Below are 15808 nucleotides of genomic sequence, written 5' to 3'. Positions count from 1 at the left end.
ATATCCTCAGGGCTGCACCACGACCCAGCGTAGCGGCGACTGCGCCGCTTCGGTCTGATACCAGCGGTTGGCGGTCCACATCAGCCAGGGGCGCGTGGCGTAGTCGGGTTCGAACCAGCTACGCGTCAGCCAGAGCTGGCGGTCGAATCGGCGCGAGGGGGCATAGGCTTCCTCGAACTCCTCGAACGGTGCGAGGATCACGGGCTTGCCACTATGCGCCTCGATCTGGTTGACGAGCGTCGTCAGCTCGCTCTGCACGGCTGCTTTCGATACGCGCGAGGGACAGATTGCGGCAGTCGTTTCGAGCAGGATCGCGGGGGGCAGAAGGTCGCTGTCCCGCGGCACCATGGTGACGTAATTGGCGGATTGGCCATCGGCGACCGCGCAAGGGTCGAAACGATGCGCCGCGCCGACTTCCAGCCCCGCAGCGCGGGCGCGGGCGAAGTTCTGCGCAAAAGCGATATCCTTGCGCCCGGCCCCGTCGCTTGCCTCGAGATAAACGAATTTCGCGCCCAGCCCGGCGATTGTATCGAAATCGACCGCGCCATCGCCCGCACCGATCAGACCGCCCTGATCCGGCCAGAGCGCTTCGTCGGGCCGCCAGCTGCGCCCTTCGTACCAGGCATAGGAAGCTCCGATCGCCGCAACGACTAGCAGAACCAGAACTGCCTTGCCCGCACGCGACAGAGCCTTCGGGAGGCGGGACTTTCTCCGGCGCCGATTGTTCCTGGCCATTCGCGCCCCCTTAGCCCTTGATGTGGAGGACGCAAATGAGCGTGAACAGGCGGCGGGCAGTGGCAAAGTCGGTTTCGATCTTGCCTTCCAGGCGTTCCATCAGCAGCTCCGCCGCACGATTGTGAACCCCGCGGCGCGCCATGTCGATCGTTTCGATTTCCATCGGCGTCGCCTTGCGGATGGCCTGGTAATAGCTGTCGCAAATGGCGAAATATTCGCGAATCGGCCTGCGGAACCGAGCAAGACCGAGCAGCAGTTCCTCGAGCAGTTGCTCGCTTTCATCGGCAATGGTCATCAGCAAGCGCCCGTCGCGCACCGCCAGCGTCAGGCGATAGGGGCCGTTCGCCCCGCGTTCGACCGCACGCAGCGGTTTGAAACAATTTTCCTCGATCAGGTCGAAAATCGCGATGCGCCGTTCTTGCTCGATATCGGCGTTGCGCCAGATGATCGTCTCCTCGTCGAGCTCGATATGCGCGATGCGGTGGTCGCCCGAAGAAGATACGGAATCGGTCATGCGTTGCGGGATGCTTTCGCAGAGTTAGGCGGGTTGCGGCAAGGGGTGAAACTGTGTCCCCACTATCCACAGGACAAGAGCCGGCAATCGAAAAATTTCGCCGACCGGGTGCCTTCCACTGGACCGGCGCAAAAGGCATCTAGGGAGAATGGCCGATACCGATCTCCTTTTTCCCGCAGATGATTCGACTTCAGAGAAACCGGCCAAAGGCCCCGTACTGCCTGCCAACCTGGAAGCAGAGGCCGCCTTTCTCGGCGCAGTCCTGATCGACAACAAGGTGATCGAGGAGCTGACGACGCCGCTGATGGCGGAGCATTTCCACGAGCCGGTGCACCAACGCATCTACGAGCGTGTCCTCAAGCTGCTCGATCGCAATTCGGTAGCCACGCCCGTGACGCTCAAGCCCTATTTCGAAAGCGACGAGGCGCTGAAGCAACTGGGCGGGACGACCTATCTCGCGCAGTTGACCGCCGACGGGCAGGGTTTGCTCCACCCGCGTGAACTGGCGGAGCAGATCTACGACCTCGCGCTCCTGCGCGAACTGGTCACGGTGGGGCGCAACCTCGTCGAAGGCGCGCTCGACACGTCGGACGAAGTCGAGCCCCTGCGCAAGATCGAACAGGCCGAGGCCGACCTCTATCGCGTGGCCGAAGGCGCAAGCACCGGCAACGAAGCGCAGACCTTCCGCAAGGCTGCCTTCGGTGCGCTGGAGGTCGTGCAGGCGGCGATGAATTCCGGCGGACGGTTCTCGGGCAAGACCACCGGGCTCGACACAATCAACGACAAGACCTCGGGCCTGCACAATTCCGACCTCGTGATCCTCGCGGGGCGCCCGGCGATGGGCAAGACCTCGCTCGCGACCAACATCGCCTTCAATGCCGCGCGGCGGCGGATGGACGACGAAAAAGCCGGGATCGAGCCGGAAAAGTCGCCCGGTGCAGGCGTCGCCTTCTTCAGCCTCGAAATGAGCGCCGACCAGCTCGCCACGCGTATCCTTGCGGAAACGGCGGAAATCTCGAGCGAGAAGCTGCGCTCGGGCAAGCTGAGCCGCGAGGAATTTCAGCGCCTCTCCTTCGCCAGTCAGGAACTGACGGACCTGCCGCTCTACATCGACGACACCCCGGCGCTGACCATTGGCGCACTGCGGACGCGGGCGCGCCGGCTCAAGCGACGCCACGACATCGGCCTTGTCATCGTCGATTATCTGCAACTGCTACAGGGATCGGGCCGCGCGAGTGACAACCGTGTGAACGAGATTTCCGAGATCAGTCGTGGCCTGAAGACCCTGGCCAAGGAGTTGCATGTCCCCGTGATTGCCCTGTCGCAGCTATCGCGTCAGGTGGAACAGCGCGAGGACAAGCGCCCCCAGCTTTCCGACCTGCGCGAATCGGGTTCGATCGAGCAGGATGCCGACATGGTGTGGTTCATCTTCCGCGCCGAATATTACCACAACGCACTGAAGCCCGACACGCCCGACGAGACCAGTTCGGAAGAAGTGCGGATGAAATATGCCGAATGGGAAGCGCGCCATCTGGAGCTGGTAAACAAGGCGACTCTGATCGTTGCCAAGCAGCGTCACGGCTCGACCGGCAACGTTCCGCTGCTGTTCCACAGCGAATTCACCAAGTTCTCCAGCCCCGACGTGCGGCATTACGAAGATTACGAATGAGTCTCTACAATCCGAGATTGAGCCGCCGGGCGACATTGTAATCGACCACGGCAACGATAAACCAGCTAAGGTTCCAGCGGATGCGGTTCCACAGGGTCGACTTGCGCAAATGGGCAGCGGGGGTAATTTCCTTGGAACCTGAATGGTGATCGGCGATGAACCGGCGCATCCTTTCGGCGAACCCGGCATCCTCGACGCGTAACATCAACTCCAGATTCACATACAGGCTGCGCATGTCGAAATTGGCGCTGCCGAGATAGACGGCATCGTCCACCACGAGCAGCTTCATATGCAGTTTACTGGGCCGGAACTCCCAAATTCTCGCCCCTTGCGAAAGCAGATAGTGATAGAGCGAACGCGCCGCGCCGATAGTCGCCCCATTGTCCGATTTGCCCGCCATGATCAGGTTCATTTCGCCGCGCTGAGCCATTTTGCCCATGCGCCGCAGCATCCGCTTGGACGGGGAAAAATAGGCCATGACCATGTCGAGCCTGTCGGCGCGCTCGATATCCTCGGCCACGCATTTGGCCCAGCTCGACAGCCCTCTCGTCGGGCCGCCGATCAACAGCCGCACCGGCCCATTGCCCGGTTTCCAGCGCATGACCTTGCGAATGATCGCACGAAACTGCGCATTCGGACGCGAGACCCAATCCTCGATCTCATCGAACCATTCGATCAACCGGGCGACCGCATCGCCGGTGAGCCTGACGCCGAGATCGTGCCAGCCATTGTTCTCGGGCGTTTCGAAATAGTCGTGTTCGATGTTGAAACCACCGATCATCGCGACATCTTCATCCACCACCACCAGTTTCTGGTGATTTCGGATGAGAGCCCGCCGGGACCATTTGGCCAAAAAGCGATGATAGCGGCCGCCTGCATCAAGCAGTGGCTCGAAAAATCCCTCCTCCACGTCCTCACCGAAACCATCGACCAGCAGGACCACATCCACACCGCGCCGCGCGGCTTGCGCCAGCGCATCACGGACGCGTTGTCCGGTATCGTCATCCACGAACATGTAGTAGAATAGCCGGATCGACCGCTTCGCGCCGGAGATCATTTCGAGCAGCGCATCGAGCCGCTGCGAACCTGCCGGAAAAACCGTGAAACTATGGCCCTGCGCGGTAATTTCGAACGTCTCCAGTTCCCGCCAAGGAGCAGGACCCGCAGACTCTTTATCAGGGTAGGCATCGGCCATCGGCTTGACCGCTTATCCGTGCTGGCTCTCCGGTGCAAATCCTTGACTATGCCGCGTCCCCGGCTTAAATGCGGCGCTTCCCCGGAATCACTTGATTTGCATCGGAGTGCCCCATGGCGCGCGTTACCGTCGAAGACTGCGTAGACAAGGTCCCCAACCGTTTCGATCTCGTTCTGCTGGCCGCCCAGCGGGCGCGCGAGATTTCGGGCGGTGCCGAGCTGACCCTCGACCGCGATCGCGACAAGAACCCGGTGGTGGCCCTCCGCGAAATCGCGGAGCAGACGATCAAGCCCAAGGATCTCAAGGAAGCGGCCGTTACCAATCTGCAGAAAATTCTGCCGGACGATGATGACGAGATCGATGAAGTCGGCTCGCTCAGCCAGTCGGCGGAGGCGCTGCGGATTACCGCGTCGGCACCCACTCGCTCGACCTCGATCGGCGCCGATTACGACGGCTGAGCCGAGCGTAAGATCGCCGAACCGTGGAAAGGCCGCCCGTGGGGCGGCCTTTTGCGTTGCGACATTACGGCCGCCCTCTCTATCCTGCGCCGCGACAGGAGGTGCAATGAGCGACATCGTTGAAGGGCTCGGCACGGCAGTCGAGGGCGGATTATACGCCAAGGCGGTTGCGGAAAGACCGGGTGGCGCCACCCCGCTGAAAAAAGGACATTTCGCCGAAGGCGCCTGTCTCAATTGCGGCACACAGCTGGTCGGCGAACATTGCCATCACTGCGGCCAGAAAGCGCATCTGCATCGCACGCTGAGTGCGTTCATGCACGATATCGCGCATGGCGCGGTGCACTTCGACAGCAAAACCTGGCGCACCCTGCCTAGACTGCTGTTCAAGCCCGGCGAGCTCACCCGGCGATATATCGACGGGGAACGCACGCGCTTCGTTTCGCCGATGGCGCTGTTCCTGTTCTCCATCTTCCTGATGTTCGCCGTATTCCAGATCGCCGGCATCAGTGCCCCACCGACCTGCGCGGCGATACCGATGCGCAATTGCGGGAACTGGCCGGAGAGCAGGTCGAGCGGCTTGAAAATCGACGCGACACGTTGGCAGAGCGCATCGCCGCCCTGAAACGGGGCATGCCCAGCGCGCGGGCGCCGAAGAAGAGCTCGCCGAGCTGGAACGGCAGCTCGCCGCAGTGGCGCAAGCGCGCCAGGAACTGCCGTTTCTCAAGGGGCCAACCGGAGAAGAACCGGCGAGTCTCTCGCAAGGCCAATCGCCCCAGATCGTGACGAACACCGATCCGCAAGACCTCGCCGAGGTCACAGCGATCGGGGAGGACTGGAACCTCGACTCCGCGAATGCCGGGTGGCTGAAAAAGGGGCTCGAAAAGTGGCAGCAAAACCCCGGCCTGATGCTCTACAAGTTGCAGACCAGCTTTTATAAATTCAGCTGGCTGCTCATTCCCCTATCGGTTCCCTTCGTCTGGCTGCTGTTCTTCTGGAAGCGCCGCTTCCGCGCTTATGACCATGCCATTTTCGTCACCTACTCGCTCGCCTTCATGACGCTGCTGATTTTGGCCATCGTATTGGGCGGAATGGCAGGCATGCCCACGAGCATAGTGGCTTTGGGATCGTTGTTGATCCCACCGATTCACATCTACAAGCACCTGCGCGGAACCTATGCCCTGTCGCGCTTTTCGGCCTTCTGGCGCCTTTCGGTACTCAGCATTCTGATAGCAATCGTCCTCGGGCTCTTCACATCGCTGCTGATGCTGCTGGGGCTGTTCTAGCGCCTAGCGGCAAGGATAGCTCTTCTTGAGCGCCTCCAGCCATGCGGCCTGGAGGGTCGAACGCTGGCGCAAGGGTTGCCCAAGGCCGCCCAACATATTGAGAACCTGTTGCACGTTGAGGCCTTTCTTGCGTGCGGCGTCGGGGACGCAGAAATGCGGGCTGCCCCGGTCTGTGGCCGCCGCGTTGGCGGCACGGGCACTGAGGGCCGCATCCTTTATCTGTGCCTGCATGACCTTGGTCCTTTTGTCGAACAGCGCGAGGGCGCCCTTCTTCTCGACCTGCCTTGCGGTCGTGTAGAATTGCTCGGCATTCACCTCTTCCGAGGGACCGGCGGCGAGTTGCGCGCCAGAGGCGAGCAAAGCACAGCCCAGAGCAGTGACACCGATACGCATGAAATGGCCCTCCCGATGGATACCGGGAGGGCTTTATCGCAGTGAAACTGAACAGGAAATGTCAGTCACGGTGATCAGGCGCCCTGGGGCGCGGGGCCTCCGTCGAACTTCTTACCGGCCTTGGGCACGGCGGCACCAGCCATCGGTTTGACAACCACCGGACCCTTGGGCTCGTCGGGACGGTCGATCTTGCCGTCCTTCATCAACTGGTCGATCTCGTCGCCGGTTAGGGTTTCGTATTCGAGCATTGCCTGAGCCAGCAGGTGGAGCTTGTCCTCCTGCGCGGTGAGCACTTCCTTCGCCCGGGCGAGGCCGTCTTCGACGAGCCGCTTGATCTCGGCATCAATGAGCTTGTTGGTCTCGGCACCCGACATGGTGCGCGCCGTCTGGCCCATGCCGAGATAGCCTTCCTGACTCGCCTCGTATTGCAGGGGGCCGAGCTTGTCGGACATGCCCCATTTGGTGACCATGTTGCGCGCAAGATCCGTGGCGTACTGAATGTCGCCGCTGGCCCCGCTGGATACCTTATCGTGTCCGAAGATGATTTCCTCCGCTACGCGGCCGCCCATGGCGACGGCCAGATTCGCGTGCATCTTGTCACGATGGTAGGAATAATTGTCCCGCTCGGGCAGGCGCATCACCATGCCAAGCGCGCGGCCGCGCGGAATGATGGTGGCCTTGTGGATCGGGTCGGATGCCGGCTCGTTCAGCGAAACCAGCGCGTGGCCGGCCTCGTGATAGGCGGTCATCTTCTTCTCGTCCTCGGTCATGACCATGCTGCGGCGTTCGGCGCCCATCATGACCTTGTCCTTGGCGTCCTCGAATTCCTGCATGGCGACGAGGCGCTTGTTGCGCCGAGCAGCCAGAAGCGCAGCCTCGTTGACGAGGTTGGCGAGGTCGGCGCCAGAGAAACCCGGCGTGCCGCGTGCAATCGTGCGAGGGTTCACGTCGGGTGCCAGCGGCACCTTCTTCATATGTACGGCGAGGATCTTTTCGCGCCCGTCGATATCGGGGATCGGCACCACCACTTGGCGGTCGAAGCGGCCCGGACGCAGCAGCGCCGGGTCCAGAACGTCGGGCCGGTTGGTCGCGGCGATGATGATGATGCCCTCATTCGCCTCGAAACCGTCCATCTCGACGAGCAACTGGTTGAGCGTCTGCTCCCGCTCGTCGTTCGAATTGCCGAGGCCGTGACCACGCGAGCGGCCCACCGCGTCGATTTCGTCGATAAACAGGATGCAGGGCGCATTTTTCTTGGCCTGCTCGAACATGTCGCGCACGCGGCTCGCGCCGACACCGACGAACATTTCGACGAAGTCCGAACCCGAAATCGTGAAGAAAGGCACGCCCGCTTCGCCCGCGATGGCGCGCGCGAGCAAGGTTTTGCCGGTACCGGGCGAACCGACCAGGAGCGCGCCCTTTGGAATCTGCCCGCCTAGTTTGGAGAAACGCTGCGGATCCTTGAGGAATTCGACGATCTCCTCCAGCTCCTCACGCGCCTCGTCGATGCCGGCAACATCGTCAAACGTCACCTTGCCCTGGCGCTCGGTGAGCAGCTTGGCCTTGGACTTGCCGAAGCCCATCGCGCCGCCCGCGCCGCCACCCTTCTGCACCTGACGCAGAGCGAAGAAGGCGATACCGAGGATCAGGACGAAGGGCAGGATCTGGATCAGCGCATAGAGGAGGATATTCCCGCCTTCGGCTTCTACGCCGGAATAGCGCACACCATTATCTTCGAGCAGTTGCGGCAACGTGGCGTCGTTCGCCACCGGAATGGTCGAGAACTGCTCGCCATTCTTCATCTCGCCGGCAATCTGCGTTTCCGAAATCTGCACGCTGGCGACAGAACCTTCGGCCACCTTGTCACGGAAATCCGAATAGGGAATTTGCGCACCAGCCCCGCTCGACCCGCCGCCGAAGACCGAAACGACCATCAGCAGGGCGAGAAAAATGCCGCCCCAGATCATCAGGCTCTTGACCCAGGGGTTAGGGCCGTTGCCCTCGGGCTCGGGCGGGGAATTCTGATCGCTCATGCGCGGAGTCCTTTCACTGCCGATAATGTAGGGTGCAACCGGGGAATGGCAAGTTGCAGGGCTGCACGGAAATTCCGCTTTCAGGCGACGAGCCGGTCGATCAGCCAATAGCTGCCCGTGATACCGATCGCATAGGCGGAGAACCGGATCAGCTGCGGTCTGGCATCCGGACGCAGCCGCCCGACCCACTCCATGAGTATCAGGACGGCGGCAACGACAAGCAATTGCCCCGCCTCGACGCCCAGATTGAAGCTGACCAGCGCGGCGGGCACCTCGCCCTCCGGCAGGCCGATCTCGCGCAAGGCCCCGGCAAAACCGAAACCGTGCAGCAGGCCAAAGGCGAAGGCGACCAGCCACGGCAAGCGGCGGGTGAGTGTATCGCGACTGCCCCGTGCGATTTCCACGGCAAGGAATACGATCGACAGCGCGATCAGCGCCTCGACGACGTCCTGCCGGATGCCTTCGAAGCCCAGCGTGACCGCCGCGAGCGTGATCGAATGGGCGACTGTGAAGGCCGTGGCAGCTTTCACCACCGGCCAGGGCCGCGCGACGAGCAGGACCAGCGCGATGACGAACAGCAGGTGATCCCATCCGGCAAGGATATGCTCGACGCCGATGACGAAATAGCCGCGCCAGACCTGCGCGGAAGAGGGCTTTGCGGCGATCATGGCCGTGGGTTCTTCGGGCGTCAGGCGATGGACCTGCACGCCGCGATCCAGCGGCGCGACCCGCAGGATCGCCTCGCCATGGCCGGGGAAGGCAGGCCAGCCGATCGACTCACCGGCAACGGTGCCGTCGCAAATCACACGTGCATTGCCGTGAGCAGCCAGCGGCGCCATCCGGCGCTGGATGTCTCCTTCGATACGGCAATTCTCCGGAAGTCGCGGCATCGCCATGCGGTCGTCCGCCGCACTGGCGATCGGCTGGCGCCAGCCTAGCCGCCAATCGGGTCCGCCGATTTGCTCGAACTGGATTGCGACCGGTCGCATCTCGTCCGCCAGCGCGGGTGCGCTCAACACGAGCAGGCACAGCGCGGCAAGCCAGCGGATCACTCGACCTCGACCGTATAGGCCTCGCGCAGCACTTCGTAAGCGCGCTGGCGCCGCTCGGCGATGGTCGCGCTGCGCCAGTCGGCCTCGACCCGTTCGCGGATTTCGTCGAGTGCCGGTACGCTTCCCGCCGTCCGGCGGTCGAGGCGTACGAGGTGCCAGCCAAATCCCGAGCGGATCGGCCCCTGCCACGTCTCATCGGCGGAGAGAGCGGAAAGCCCGGACGCGAATTCCCGTCCGAAAACCGCTTCGACTTCGGCCATTTTCATGGCGTCGGCCGACCTCGGCAGACTTATCGCTGTGCCCCGGGGTGGAGCCGGCCCGCCGAGCGCGTCGCGGGCGGTCTGCGCGCTCGGGAAAAAAGCCTGTGCGAAGCTAATCGCGTGACCCTCGGCATAGCGTTCCGCATTGTCGGCAAGCCACCGTTCGAGGACTGCATCGGTCGGCCGCACGACCTCCGCCTCTGCTCCAGCGAGCTCGTCCATCTTGGTCGCCAGCCGCCGCCGCACGACCGCATCGCCTTGGTCGACACCCAGCCGCATGGCCTCGCGGTAAAGCACTTCCTCGCGCACCCAGCGTGCGATGGCCGCGTCCATTTCGGCATCGGTCGGCGGGCGGCCCATCATTCGCTCGAAGCCCAACGCGATCCCTGCCTGCCGCTCGCGCGACAGCTCGATCGTTCGGCTCGCCGGATCGACCGGATCGCCGATCAGCGCGAGCGCGCCCCAGATGGCTGCCCCGGCAAGAAGGAAGTGCGCGAGCGGATCGCGCAGCAGCGTGCGGATCATCCCTCGTCCATGATGCGCGGCGCATCGCCCGGCCCCCGGCGCGGTCGCAGCCAGACGGGCGAGGAATAGGCGCGTTCCTGAATCACGTTCGCCTCGACCACCTCGGGCGGCAGGTCGAAGCCGAAACGCCTGGCATCGAACAGGACCCAGCTCGGCGTCGGGATCTCGATCGCGCGCACGTAATAGAAGGCGCGCTGGCCCGGGCGATAGTCGGGATCGCGCCAGGTCGCGCGCAATTCCGCCGCGCCGATCGAGTTCTCGTAAGTCGCCTCGCGCCGGACCACGGTATCGCCCACAGCGGGTACTTTGCCGCCAATGCGACGCCGTTCGCCATCCATATCCGACCAGGCAACGTCATAGACGCGCTCCTGCGCCTGGCCGTTGGCATCGACCCAGCCCTTGATCACCTGCACCCGGTCGAGATTGGCGCCATCGGGATCCTTCAGCGCGGAGATGAGGAATATCGGCGCCCGGCCGCTATCTTCCAGATCGCCGCCCATCGGAACGCCGCGCATATAGCCCGCGCGGACCCAGTCGCCATCCCAGTCGTCCTCGGCAAAATCGAACCCGGCGAACAGGCGCAAGACCATGCGCGGGCCAGTGGTCGCGTAGACTTCGCGCCGCATAAAGGCGTCGAAGATTTCCGCGCGCGTATTGCCTCGCGCCCACGCCGCCGCGTAACCGCCGGCAAGATAGTGCCAACCAAAACGCCCTTCCCGCGTTCCAAGGTTTTGCGCGGCCAAGGCACGCTCGGCGTGTGGTTCGCTGCCGGTATGCTTGCCGAAGAAATTGTCCTCGTCGCCCGTCGCCAGTGCGGTATGGCTGTCGGTCGATCCGATCAGGCCGAAAGCATAGGGATTGACTCCCATCTGCTGTTCGAGCGTCAATCCGCGCAGCAGCGCGCTGCGCACATAGCTGCCCGCATACATGTCGGGCGTCGAGCGGCGGGTTAGAGGAAGGTTGCCCAGCTCCCAACCCGCCACACCGAATGCGGCAAACTCGTCGTTCGGGGAGAGGAAGGGATGCGTCTCGCTGTCGCCCTTGATCTGCGTGGCCTCGACCACGGGCTCGTAGCGCGCACGGCGGCGGGCATAATCGGCCCCCATCGCCCCGCCATCGGGTCCGACCAGATCGAACATCAAGCCATTGGACAGGTTGGAATTATGCGGGATGGCCAGCACACGTCCGCCGGTATTGGCCTCATAGGCCTCCATATAATCCCATAGCTGTTCGGGCGTCGTATCGAGGCCGGGAAACGGCACCACTTGTCCGGTCTTCACGCTGCCATCCCTGAACATCACCACGCGGTGGAGATTGTTGCCATCGGGCATCAGCGTCCATTCGAACCCCGCGAAGGCCGTGAATTCGCCGGGACGGTTGTACCGGTCCAGCATGGCGAGGTGGGTGTCCCACAGTTCGCGTGTCGCAGCCGCCTGGCGAGCGGGGTCGCGCAACGCCTCGGGTATCTCGTCATTTGCCGCCGCCGTGATGAGTTCGGCCACCGCGCGGGTCGATTGCTCGGGGCTTTCGTGCATCATATCGTACCAGCGCCGCAATGTCGGATCGCGCACCAGCATGCGCGGTGCATCGTACAGGCGGCGCGTCGCCCCCATGGCGTCGGAGTGGTCTGAGATCACAAGGAAATCGAGCGGCCGGTCGAGCTGCGCCTCCATGCCGGTGGTGGCTGTGACTTTGTCGCCGCGCGCGAATTTCAGCGCCTCTTCCGCCCCCAGCCTGACACCGAATCCAAAGGCATCGACGGAGATATCGGTATGAAGATGCGTGTCGCCCCAATAGGGCCGGTCGGGAAATTCGGCGAGTTCGATCGTATCGGTGCCGTCCCCGCGCTGGTCTTCCGCCGGTTCTCCCGGCCCCATCGAGCAGGCGCCGAGCAACCAAACCACGACGGTCGCGTAAAGAGCTGTACGCATCATCCCTCTCCCTCGACCCCGACGCATCTTGAGCGCGGAGCGAGGCAGCGGTCAAGCCCGGTGGCCTGCGTTCCAGGATGGCGCGAGAACCATGCCACCCGCGCCTTCGCCTCCGTCCGATGTGTAGTAATAGTAGGTTCCGCCGCCAAGCGCCGCCGCTGCCAGCAACAGGGCCGAGACCATAACCAGCCCGTCCCGTACAATCAGGGCCAGGGCGATCGCCGCGATGGCGAGCATCGGCGCGGAGCTGGCGAATGGCAGAAATTCCAGCGGAGGGACCGTTGCGCACAAGAGGAGAACCGCCACCGCGGCAACCTTGATCCATACGCCTCGTGTCAACGAGTCGAAACGGTCACGGCTGTGATCGTCGAGCCACCGGGCAACGCCGCGCAGCTTTGTGACCGCCTTGTGCAGCTTCTTCGATTCGATCGCGCGTCGTTCGACGAAACCGGGCAGCCAGACATGATCCTTGCCGATCAGCATTTGCATGGCGATCAGCGCGATGATTGCGGCCAGAAAGCTCGGCACGCCCGGAATTCCGCCGATCGGCGTGATTTCGAGCAAGGCGGGGAGCAGGAGGAAGGGGCCGAAACTACGCCCACCGAAATCGTCGAGCACATCGCGGATACGCACGGCATCGCTCTTCGAGGCGAGCTCGTCCAATTCGCCGATGACTTCCTCGACGCTTTCCGGTTCCTTGCTCGACACGTCGCTCTCCCTAGCGCACCAAACGCGCGAGGAGTAGAAAGGTTACGCGCCTATTTCGATGGCTTCTTTCTGAGCAGGGCCGACCGCTCGCAGCGGCACACCACTTCGCCGCGCTGGTTCACCGCCTCGTGCAGGAAAGTGACGATGCCCGTATCGGGGCGCGATTTGCTTTCGCGCAATCCGATCACTTCGCTGGTCGCATGCAGCGTATCGCCGATGAACACCGGCTTGGGCATGACCAGCTTGTCGTAGCCGAGATTGGCGACCAGCGTGCCGAGCGTGGTGTCCCCCACGCTCAGCCCCACCATCAGCGAGAAGGTATAGGTCCCATTGACGAGGATCTGCCCGAACTCGCTTTCCTTCGCCGCTTCCACGTCGAGGTGGAGCGGCTGCGGATTGTGAGTCATCACGGTGAAGAAGAGATTGTCCGCCTCCGTCACCGTGCGCCGGATTTCATGGGTCAGCTTGTCGCCGACCTGCCATTCGTCGAAGTGCCTGCCTGCCATCAGCCGTGGCCCATCACGGCTTTCACTTCGAGGAAGTCGTGGAAGCCCCATTCGCCCCATTCGCGGCCATTGCCCGACTTCTTGTACCCGCCGAAGGCCGCGTTGAGATCGTAGCCGCCATTGATCGCGACCCGGCCGGCGCGAATGCGCTTGGCCAGCTTGCGGGCGGTCTCCACATCCTCGCCCGTGATCGCGCTGGCAAGGCCGTATTCGGTATCGTTGGCGATACGAATGGCGTCGTCGTAATCCTCGTAGCCGAGGATGCAGAGGACCGGCCCGAAGATTTCCTCGCGCGCGATGGTCATGTCGTTTTCGACATCGGCGAAGACGGTCGGCTTGACGTAGTGGCCGGTCTCCAGCCCCTCGGGTTTTCCGGGACCACCCGCGACCAGCGTCGCGCCTTCCTCGATGCCCTTTTCGATCAGGCCCTGGATCTTGTCCCACTGCGTACGGGAGACGACCGGGCCGATCGCGGCATTGCCCTTGGGATCACCCGGGATCACGCCCTCGGCCGCTTCCTTGGCGGCAGCCTTGGCCTCTTCCATGCGCCCCTGCGGCACGAGCATGCGGCTGGGCGCGGTGCAGGTCTGGCCCGAATTGCCCATCATGGCGACGGTGCCCTTGGCAACCGACTGGGTGAAGGCGCTGTCGTCGAGCACGATGTTCGGGCTCTTGCCGCCCAATTCCTGCGCCACGCGTTTGACCGTGTCGGCGGCGTTCTTGGCAATAAGAATGCCCGCCCGGGTCGAGCCGGTGAAGCTGACCATGTCGATATCGGGATGGCCGGAAATCGCCTCGCCCACGCCAGGCCCGTCGCCATTGACGAGGTTGAAGACCCCTGCCGGAACGCCCGCCGCATCCATGATCTCGGCGAAGATATAGGCGTTGAAGGGCGCGATTTCGGAAGGCTTCAATACCATGGTGTTGCCCGTCGCCAGCGCGGGGAAGACCTTGCAGGCGATCTGGTTCAGCGGCCAGTTCCACGGGGTGATCATGCCGACCACACCGACCGGCTCCCATACGTGGAGCGTCGGTCCGTCCTGGCGTTCGAATGCGAAGCCTTCGAGAATCTCGATTGCCTTCTGGCAGTGCCCGGCCAGCAGGCCGACATGCGGACCGCTCGCAAGGCTCATCGGCGCGCCCATTTCGTCGCTCACCGCAGTGGCAAGCTCTTCCTTGCGGTTCTCGATCTCGGCCTGGATCGCGCGCAGCAGAGTAAGGCGCTCTTCCTTGCTCGTCTGGCTAAAGCTTTCGAACGCGCGGCGCGCAGCGGCCACTGCCTTGTCGACATCGGCTTTTGTGCCGAAGCTGATGTGACCGATGGTTTCCTCGGTGGCCGGGTTTTCGACCGGCTGGGTGTTTTCCTCGACCGGATCGACCCACTGGCCGTCGATGTAGAACTTGGTGCAATTGCGCATGGGAATCTCTCCTTTGCGCGTGCGTTTAGCCCCCTTCCGCCCAGCGCGCCACCACCTGATCGCCGTCTTCCGCACTGTCGCGAATGGTATTCGGCGTGCGGTCGAAACGCGGGGCAGGCGCGGTGTGCCAGCGGCCGCCATGTTCGACGAAGGCGCCGCGTGCCTTCATGTGCGGATGGTCCTTTGCATGGTCGAGCGGGACGACCGGCGAGAAGCACGCATCGGTCCCTTCAAGTAGCTCGCACCATTCGGCCTGCGTTTTCGTGGCGAAAAGTTCGGCGAGGTCTTCGGCGTAGTCGTCCCACTTCGCGGGGTTCATCTGCGCCTCGCGCAGATGCTCGGGCGCGTCGGCGCGCTGGAGCAGCTCGGCATAGAATTGCGGCTCGATGGCGCCGACACTGATCTCCTTGCCGTCCTTGCAAGTGTAGCAGCGATAGAAATGCGCCGCCCCGCCCAGCAGGCCCGCACCACGTTCGACTGTGCGCAGTGCGCTGTGCGGCTGGCCATAGAAGAAACTCATCAGGCTGGTGACGCCATCGACGATGGCGGCATCGACCACCTGCCCCTTGCCGCTCCGCTCGCGCTCGAACAGCGCGGCGAGGATGCCCATGGCGCAATACATCGAGCCCCCACCGAAATCGCCGACGAGATTCTGCGGCGGCACCGGCAGTTCGCCGCGCTTGCCGATCGCGTCGAGCGCGCCGGTGATCGCGATATAGTTGAGGTCGTGCCCCGCAGCCTGCGCCAGCGGGCCGTCCTGCCCCCAGCCGGTCATCCGCGCGTAAACGAGACGCGGATTGGCCGCGAGCATCTCGTCCGGGCCGAGGCCGAGGCGCTCCATCACGCCGGGGCGGAAGCCCTCGACCAGCACGTCGGCATGTTTGAGCGCCGTCTTGACAAAGCTTTGCCCTTCCTCGCTCTTGAGGTCGACCGCGACACGATGCCGCGCGCGTTCGACCACCGGGTTCATCGGCTGGTGTCCCGCGCGTTCGATCCGCACCACTTCTGCGCCCATATCGGCGAGCATCATCGCCACGTGCGGCCCCGGGCCGATGCCCTGGAATTCGACGACCTTGAGGCCGGTCAGCGGACCGTTGCTCGACATTTCTCTCTCCTCGGTGATTTCGT

Annotated in this window: 16 protein-coding genes; 4 read left to right on the top strand and 12 right to left on the bottom strand. The window is 63.4% G+C overall.

Features of this window, described 5'->3' with window-relative positions; all coding sequences use genetic code 11:
• Positions 1-6 precede the first annotated feature (6 nt).
• Positions 7-735: a glycoside hydrolase family 25 protein gene (locus DVR09_RS04430; protein ID WP_115415868.1), complete on the bottom strand. Its 729-nt coding sequence runs from the start codon at positions 733-735 to the stop codon at positions 7-9.
• A gap of 10 nt (positions 736-745) precedes the next feature.
• A complete protein-coding gene (locus DVR09_RS04425) occupies positions 746-1249 on the bottom strand; it encodes a UPF0262 family protein (RefSeq protein ID WP_115415867.1) in 504 nt (167 codons plus the stop codon).
• 148 nt (positions 1250-1397) lie between these two features.
• Here DVR09_RS04425 and DVR09_RS04420 point away from each other — a divergent pair, with 148 nt between their 5' ends.
• Positions 1398-2918 (top strand): replicative DNA helicase, encoded by a 1521-nt coding sequence (locus DVR09_RS04420; RefSeq protein WP_115415866.1) that lies wholly within the window; start codon positions 1398-1400, stop codon positions 2916-2918.
• 4 nt (positions 2919-2922) lie between these two features.
• On the opposite strand, the gene DVR09_RS04415 is transcribed toward DVR09_RS04420, so the two are convergent.
• The gene (locus DVR09_RS04415) at positions 2923-4113 is read right to left on the bottom strand and encodes a phospholipase D-like domain-containing protein (protein WP_115415865.1); all 1191 of its coding nucleotides are present in this window, start codon (positions 4111-4113) and stop codon (positions 2923-2925) included.
• 113 nt (positions 4114-4226) lie between these two features.
• Between DVR09_RS04415 and rpoZ the strand changes: the two genes are divergently transcribed.
• The 3 genes from rpoZ (at position 4227) to DVR09_RS04400 (ending at position 5854) form a co-directional block, all read left to right on the top strand.
• Positions 4227-4571 (top strand): DNA-directed RNA polymerase subunit omega, encoded by a 345-nt coding sequence (rpoZ, locus tag DVR09_RS04410; RefSeq protein WP_115415864.1) that lies wholly within the window; start codon positions 4227-4229, stop codon positions 4569-4571.
• 106 nt (positions 4572-4677) lie between these two features.
• Positions 4678-5193, top strand: coding sequence for a DUF3667 domain-containing protein (locus tag DVR09_RS04405; RefSeq protein WP_115415863.1), 516 nt, complete (start codon positions 4678-4680; stop codon positions 5191-5193).
• Between the two features lie 67 nt (positions 5194-5260).
• Positions 5261-5854 (top strand): hypothetical protein, encoded by a 594-nt coding sequence (locus tag DVR09_RS04400; RefSeq protein ID WP_115415862.1) that lies wholly within the window; start codon positions 5261-5263, stop codon positions 5852-5854.
• Positions 5855-5857: 3 nt separating this feature from the next.
• Here DVR09_RS04400 and DVR09_RS04395 read toward each other — a convergent pair whose 3' ends face one another.
• The 9 genes from DVR09_RS04395 to DVR09_RS04355 all read right to left on the bottom strand — a co-directional run bounded on the left by DVR09_RS04395 (position 5858) and on the right by DVR09_RS04355 (position 15785).
• Positions 5858-6247: a hypothetical protein gene (locus DVR09_RS04395; protein WP_115415861.1), complete on the bottom strand. Its 390-nt coding sequence runs from the start codon at positions 6245-6247 to the stop codon at positions 5858-5860.
• A gap of 74 nt (positions 6248-6321) precedes the next feature.
• On the bottom strand, positions 6322-8280 hold the full coding sequence (gene ftsH, locus DVR09_RS04390; protein WP_115415860.1) for an ATP-dependent zinc metalloprotease FtsH: 1959 nt from the start codon (positions 8278-8280) through the stop codon (positions 6322-6324).
• Positions 8281-8360: 80 nt separating this feature from the next.
• Entirely contained in the window at positions 8361-9332 is a 972-nt protein-coding gene (locus tag DVR09_RS04385; protein WP_115415859.1) for a HupE/UreJ family protein, read from the bottom strand.
• A complete protein-coding gene (locus DVR09_RS04380; RefSeq protein WP_115415858.1) occupies positions 9329-10117 on the bottom strand; it encodes a peptidyl-prolyl cis-trans isomerase in 789 nt (262 codons plus the stop codon). The genes DVR09_RS04385 and DVR09_RS04380 overlap by 4 nt, the downstream gene beginning before the upstream one ends.
• Positions 10114-12051 (bottom strand): DUF3604 domain-containing protein, encoded by a 1938-nt coding sequence (locus DVR09_RS04375; protein WP_115415857.1) that lies wholly within the window; start codon positions 12049-12051, stop codon positions 10114-10116. The genes DVR09_RS04380 and DVR09_RS04375 overlap by 4 nt, the downstream gene beginning before the upstream one ends.
• A gap of 48 nt (positions 12052-12099) precedes the next feature.
• Positions 12100-12756 (bottom strand): exopolysaccharide biosynthesis protein, encoded by a 657-nt coding sequence (locus DVR09_RS04370; protein ID WP_115415856.1) that lies wholly within the window; start codon positions 12754-12756, stop codon positions 12100-12102.
• 50 nt (positions 12757-12806) lie between these two features.
• Positions 12807-13262, bottom strand: a complete 456-nt coding sequence (locus tag DVR09_RS04365) for a MaoC family dehydratase (protein ID WP_115415855.1) — start codon at positions 13260-13262, stop codon at positions 12807-12809.
• Positions 13262-14680 (bottom strand): aldehyde dehydrogenase family protein, encoded by a 1419-nt coding sequence (locus DVR09_RS04360; protein WP_115415854.1) that lies wholly within the window; start codon positions 14678-14680, stop codon positions 13262-13264. Before DVR09_RS04360 ends, DVR09_RS04365 begins: the two co-directional genes overlap by 1 nt.
• Before the next feature lie 25 nt (positions 14681-14705).
• Positions 14706-15785 carry a CaiB/BaiF CoA transferase family protein gene (locus tag DVR09_RS04355; RefSeq protein ID WP_115415853.1) on the bottom strand — a complete coding sequence of 360 codons (1080 nt, stop codon included), beginning with the start codon at positions 15783-15785 and terminating at the stop codon, positions 14706-14708.
• Positions 15786-15808 lie beyond the last annotated feature (23 nt).

Origin of the sequence: Erythrobacter aureus (genome assembly GCF_003355455.1) — a bacterium.
Lineage (GTDB): Bacteria > Pseudomonadota > Alphaproteobacteria > Sphingomonadales > Sphingomonadaceae > Qipengyuania > Qipengyuania aurea.
Note: the sequence above shows the minus strand (reverse complement) of the source record. Positions and strands in the feature narration are given on the sequence as shown.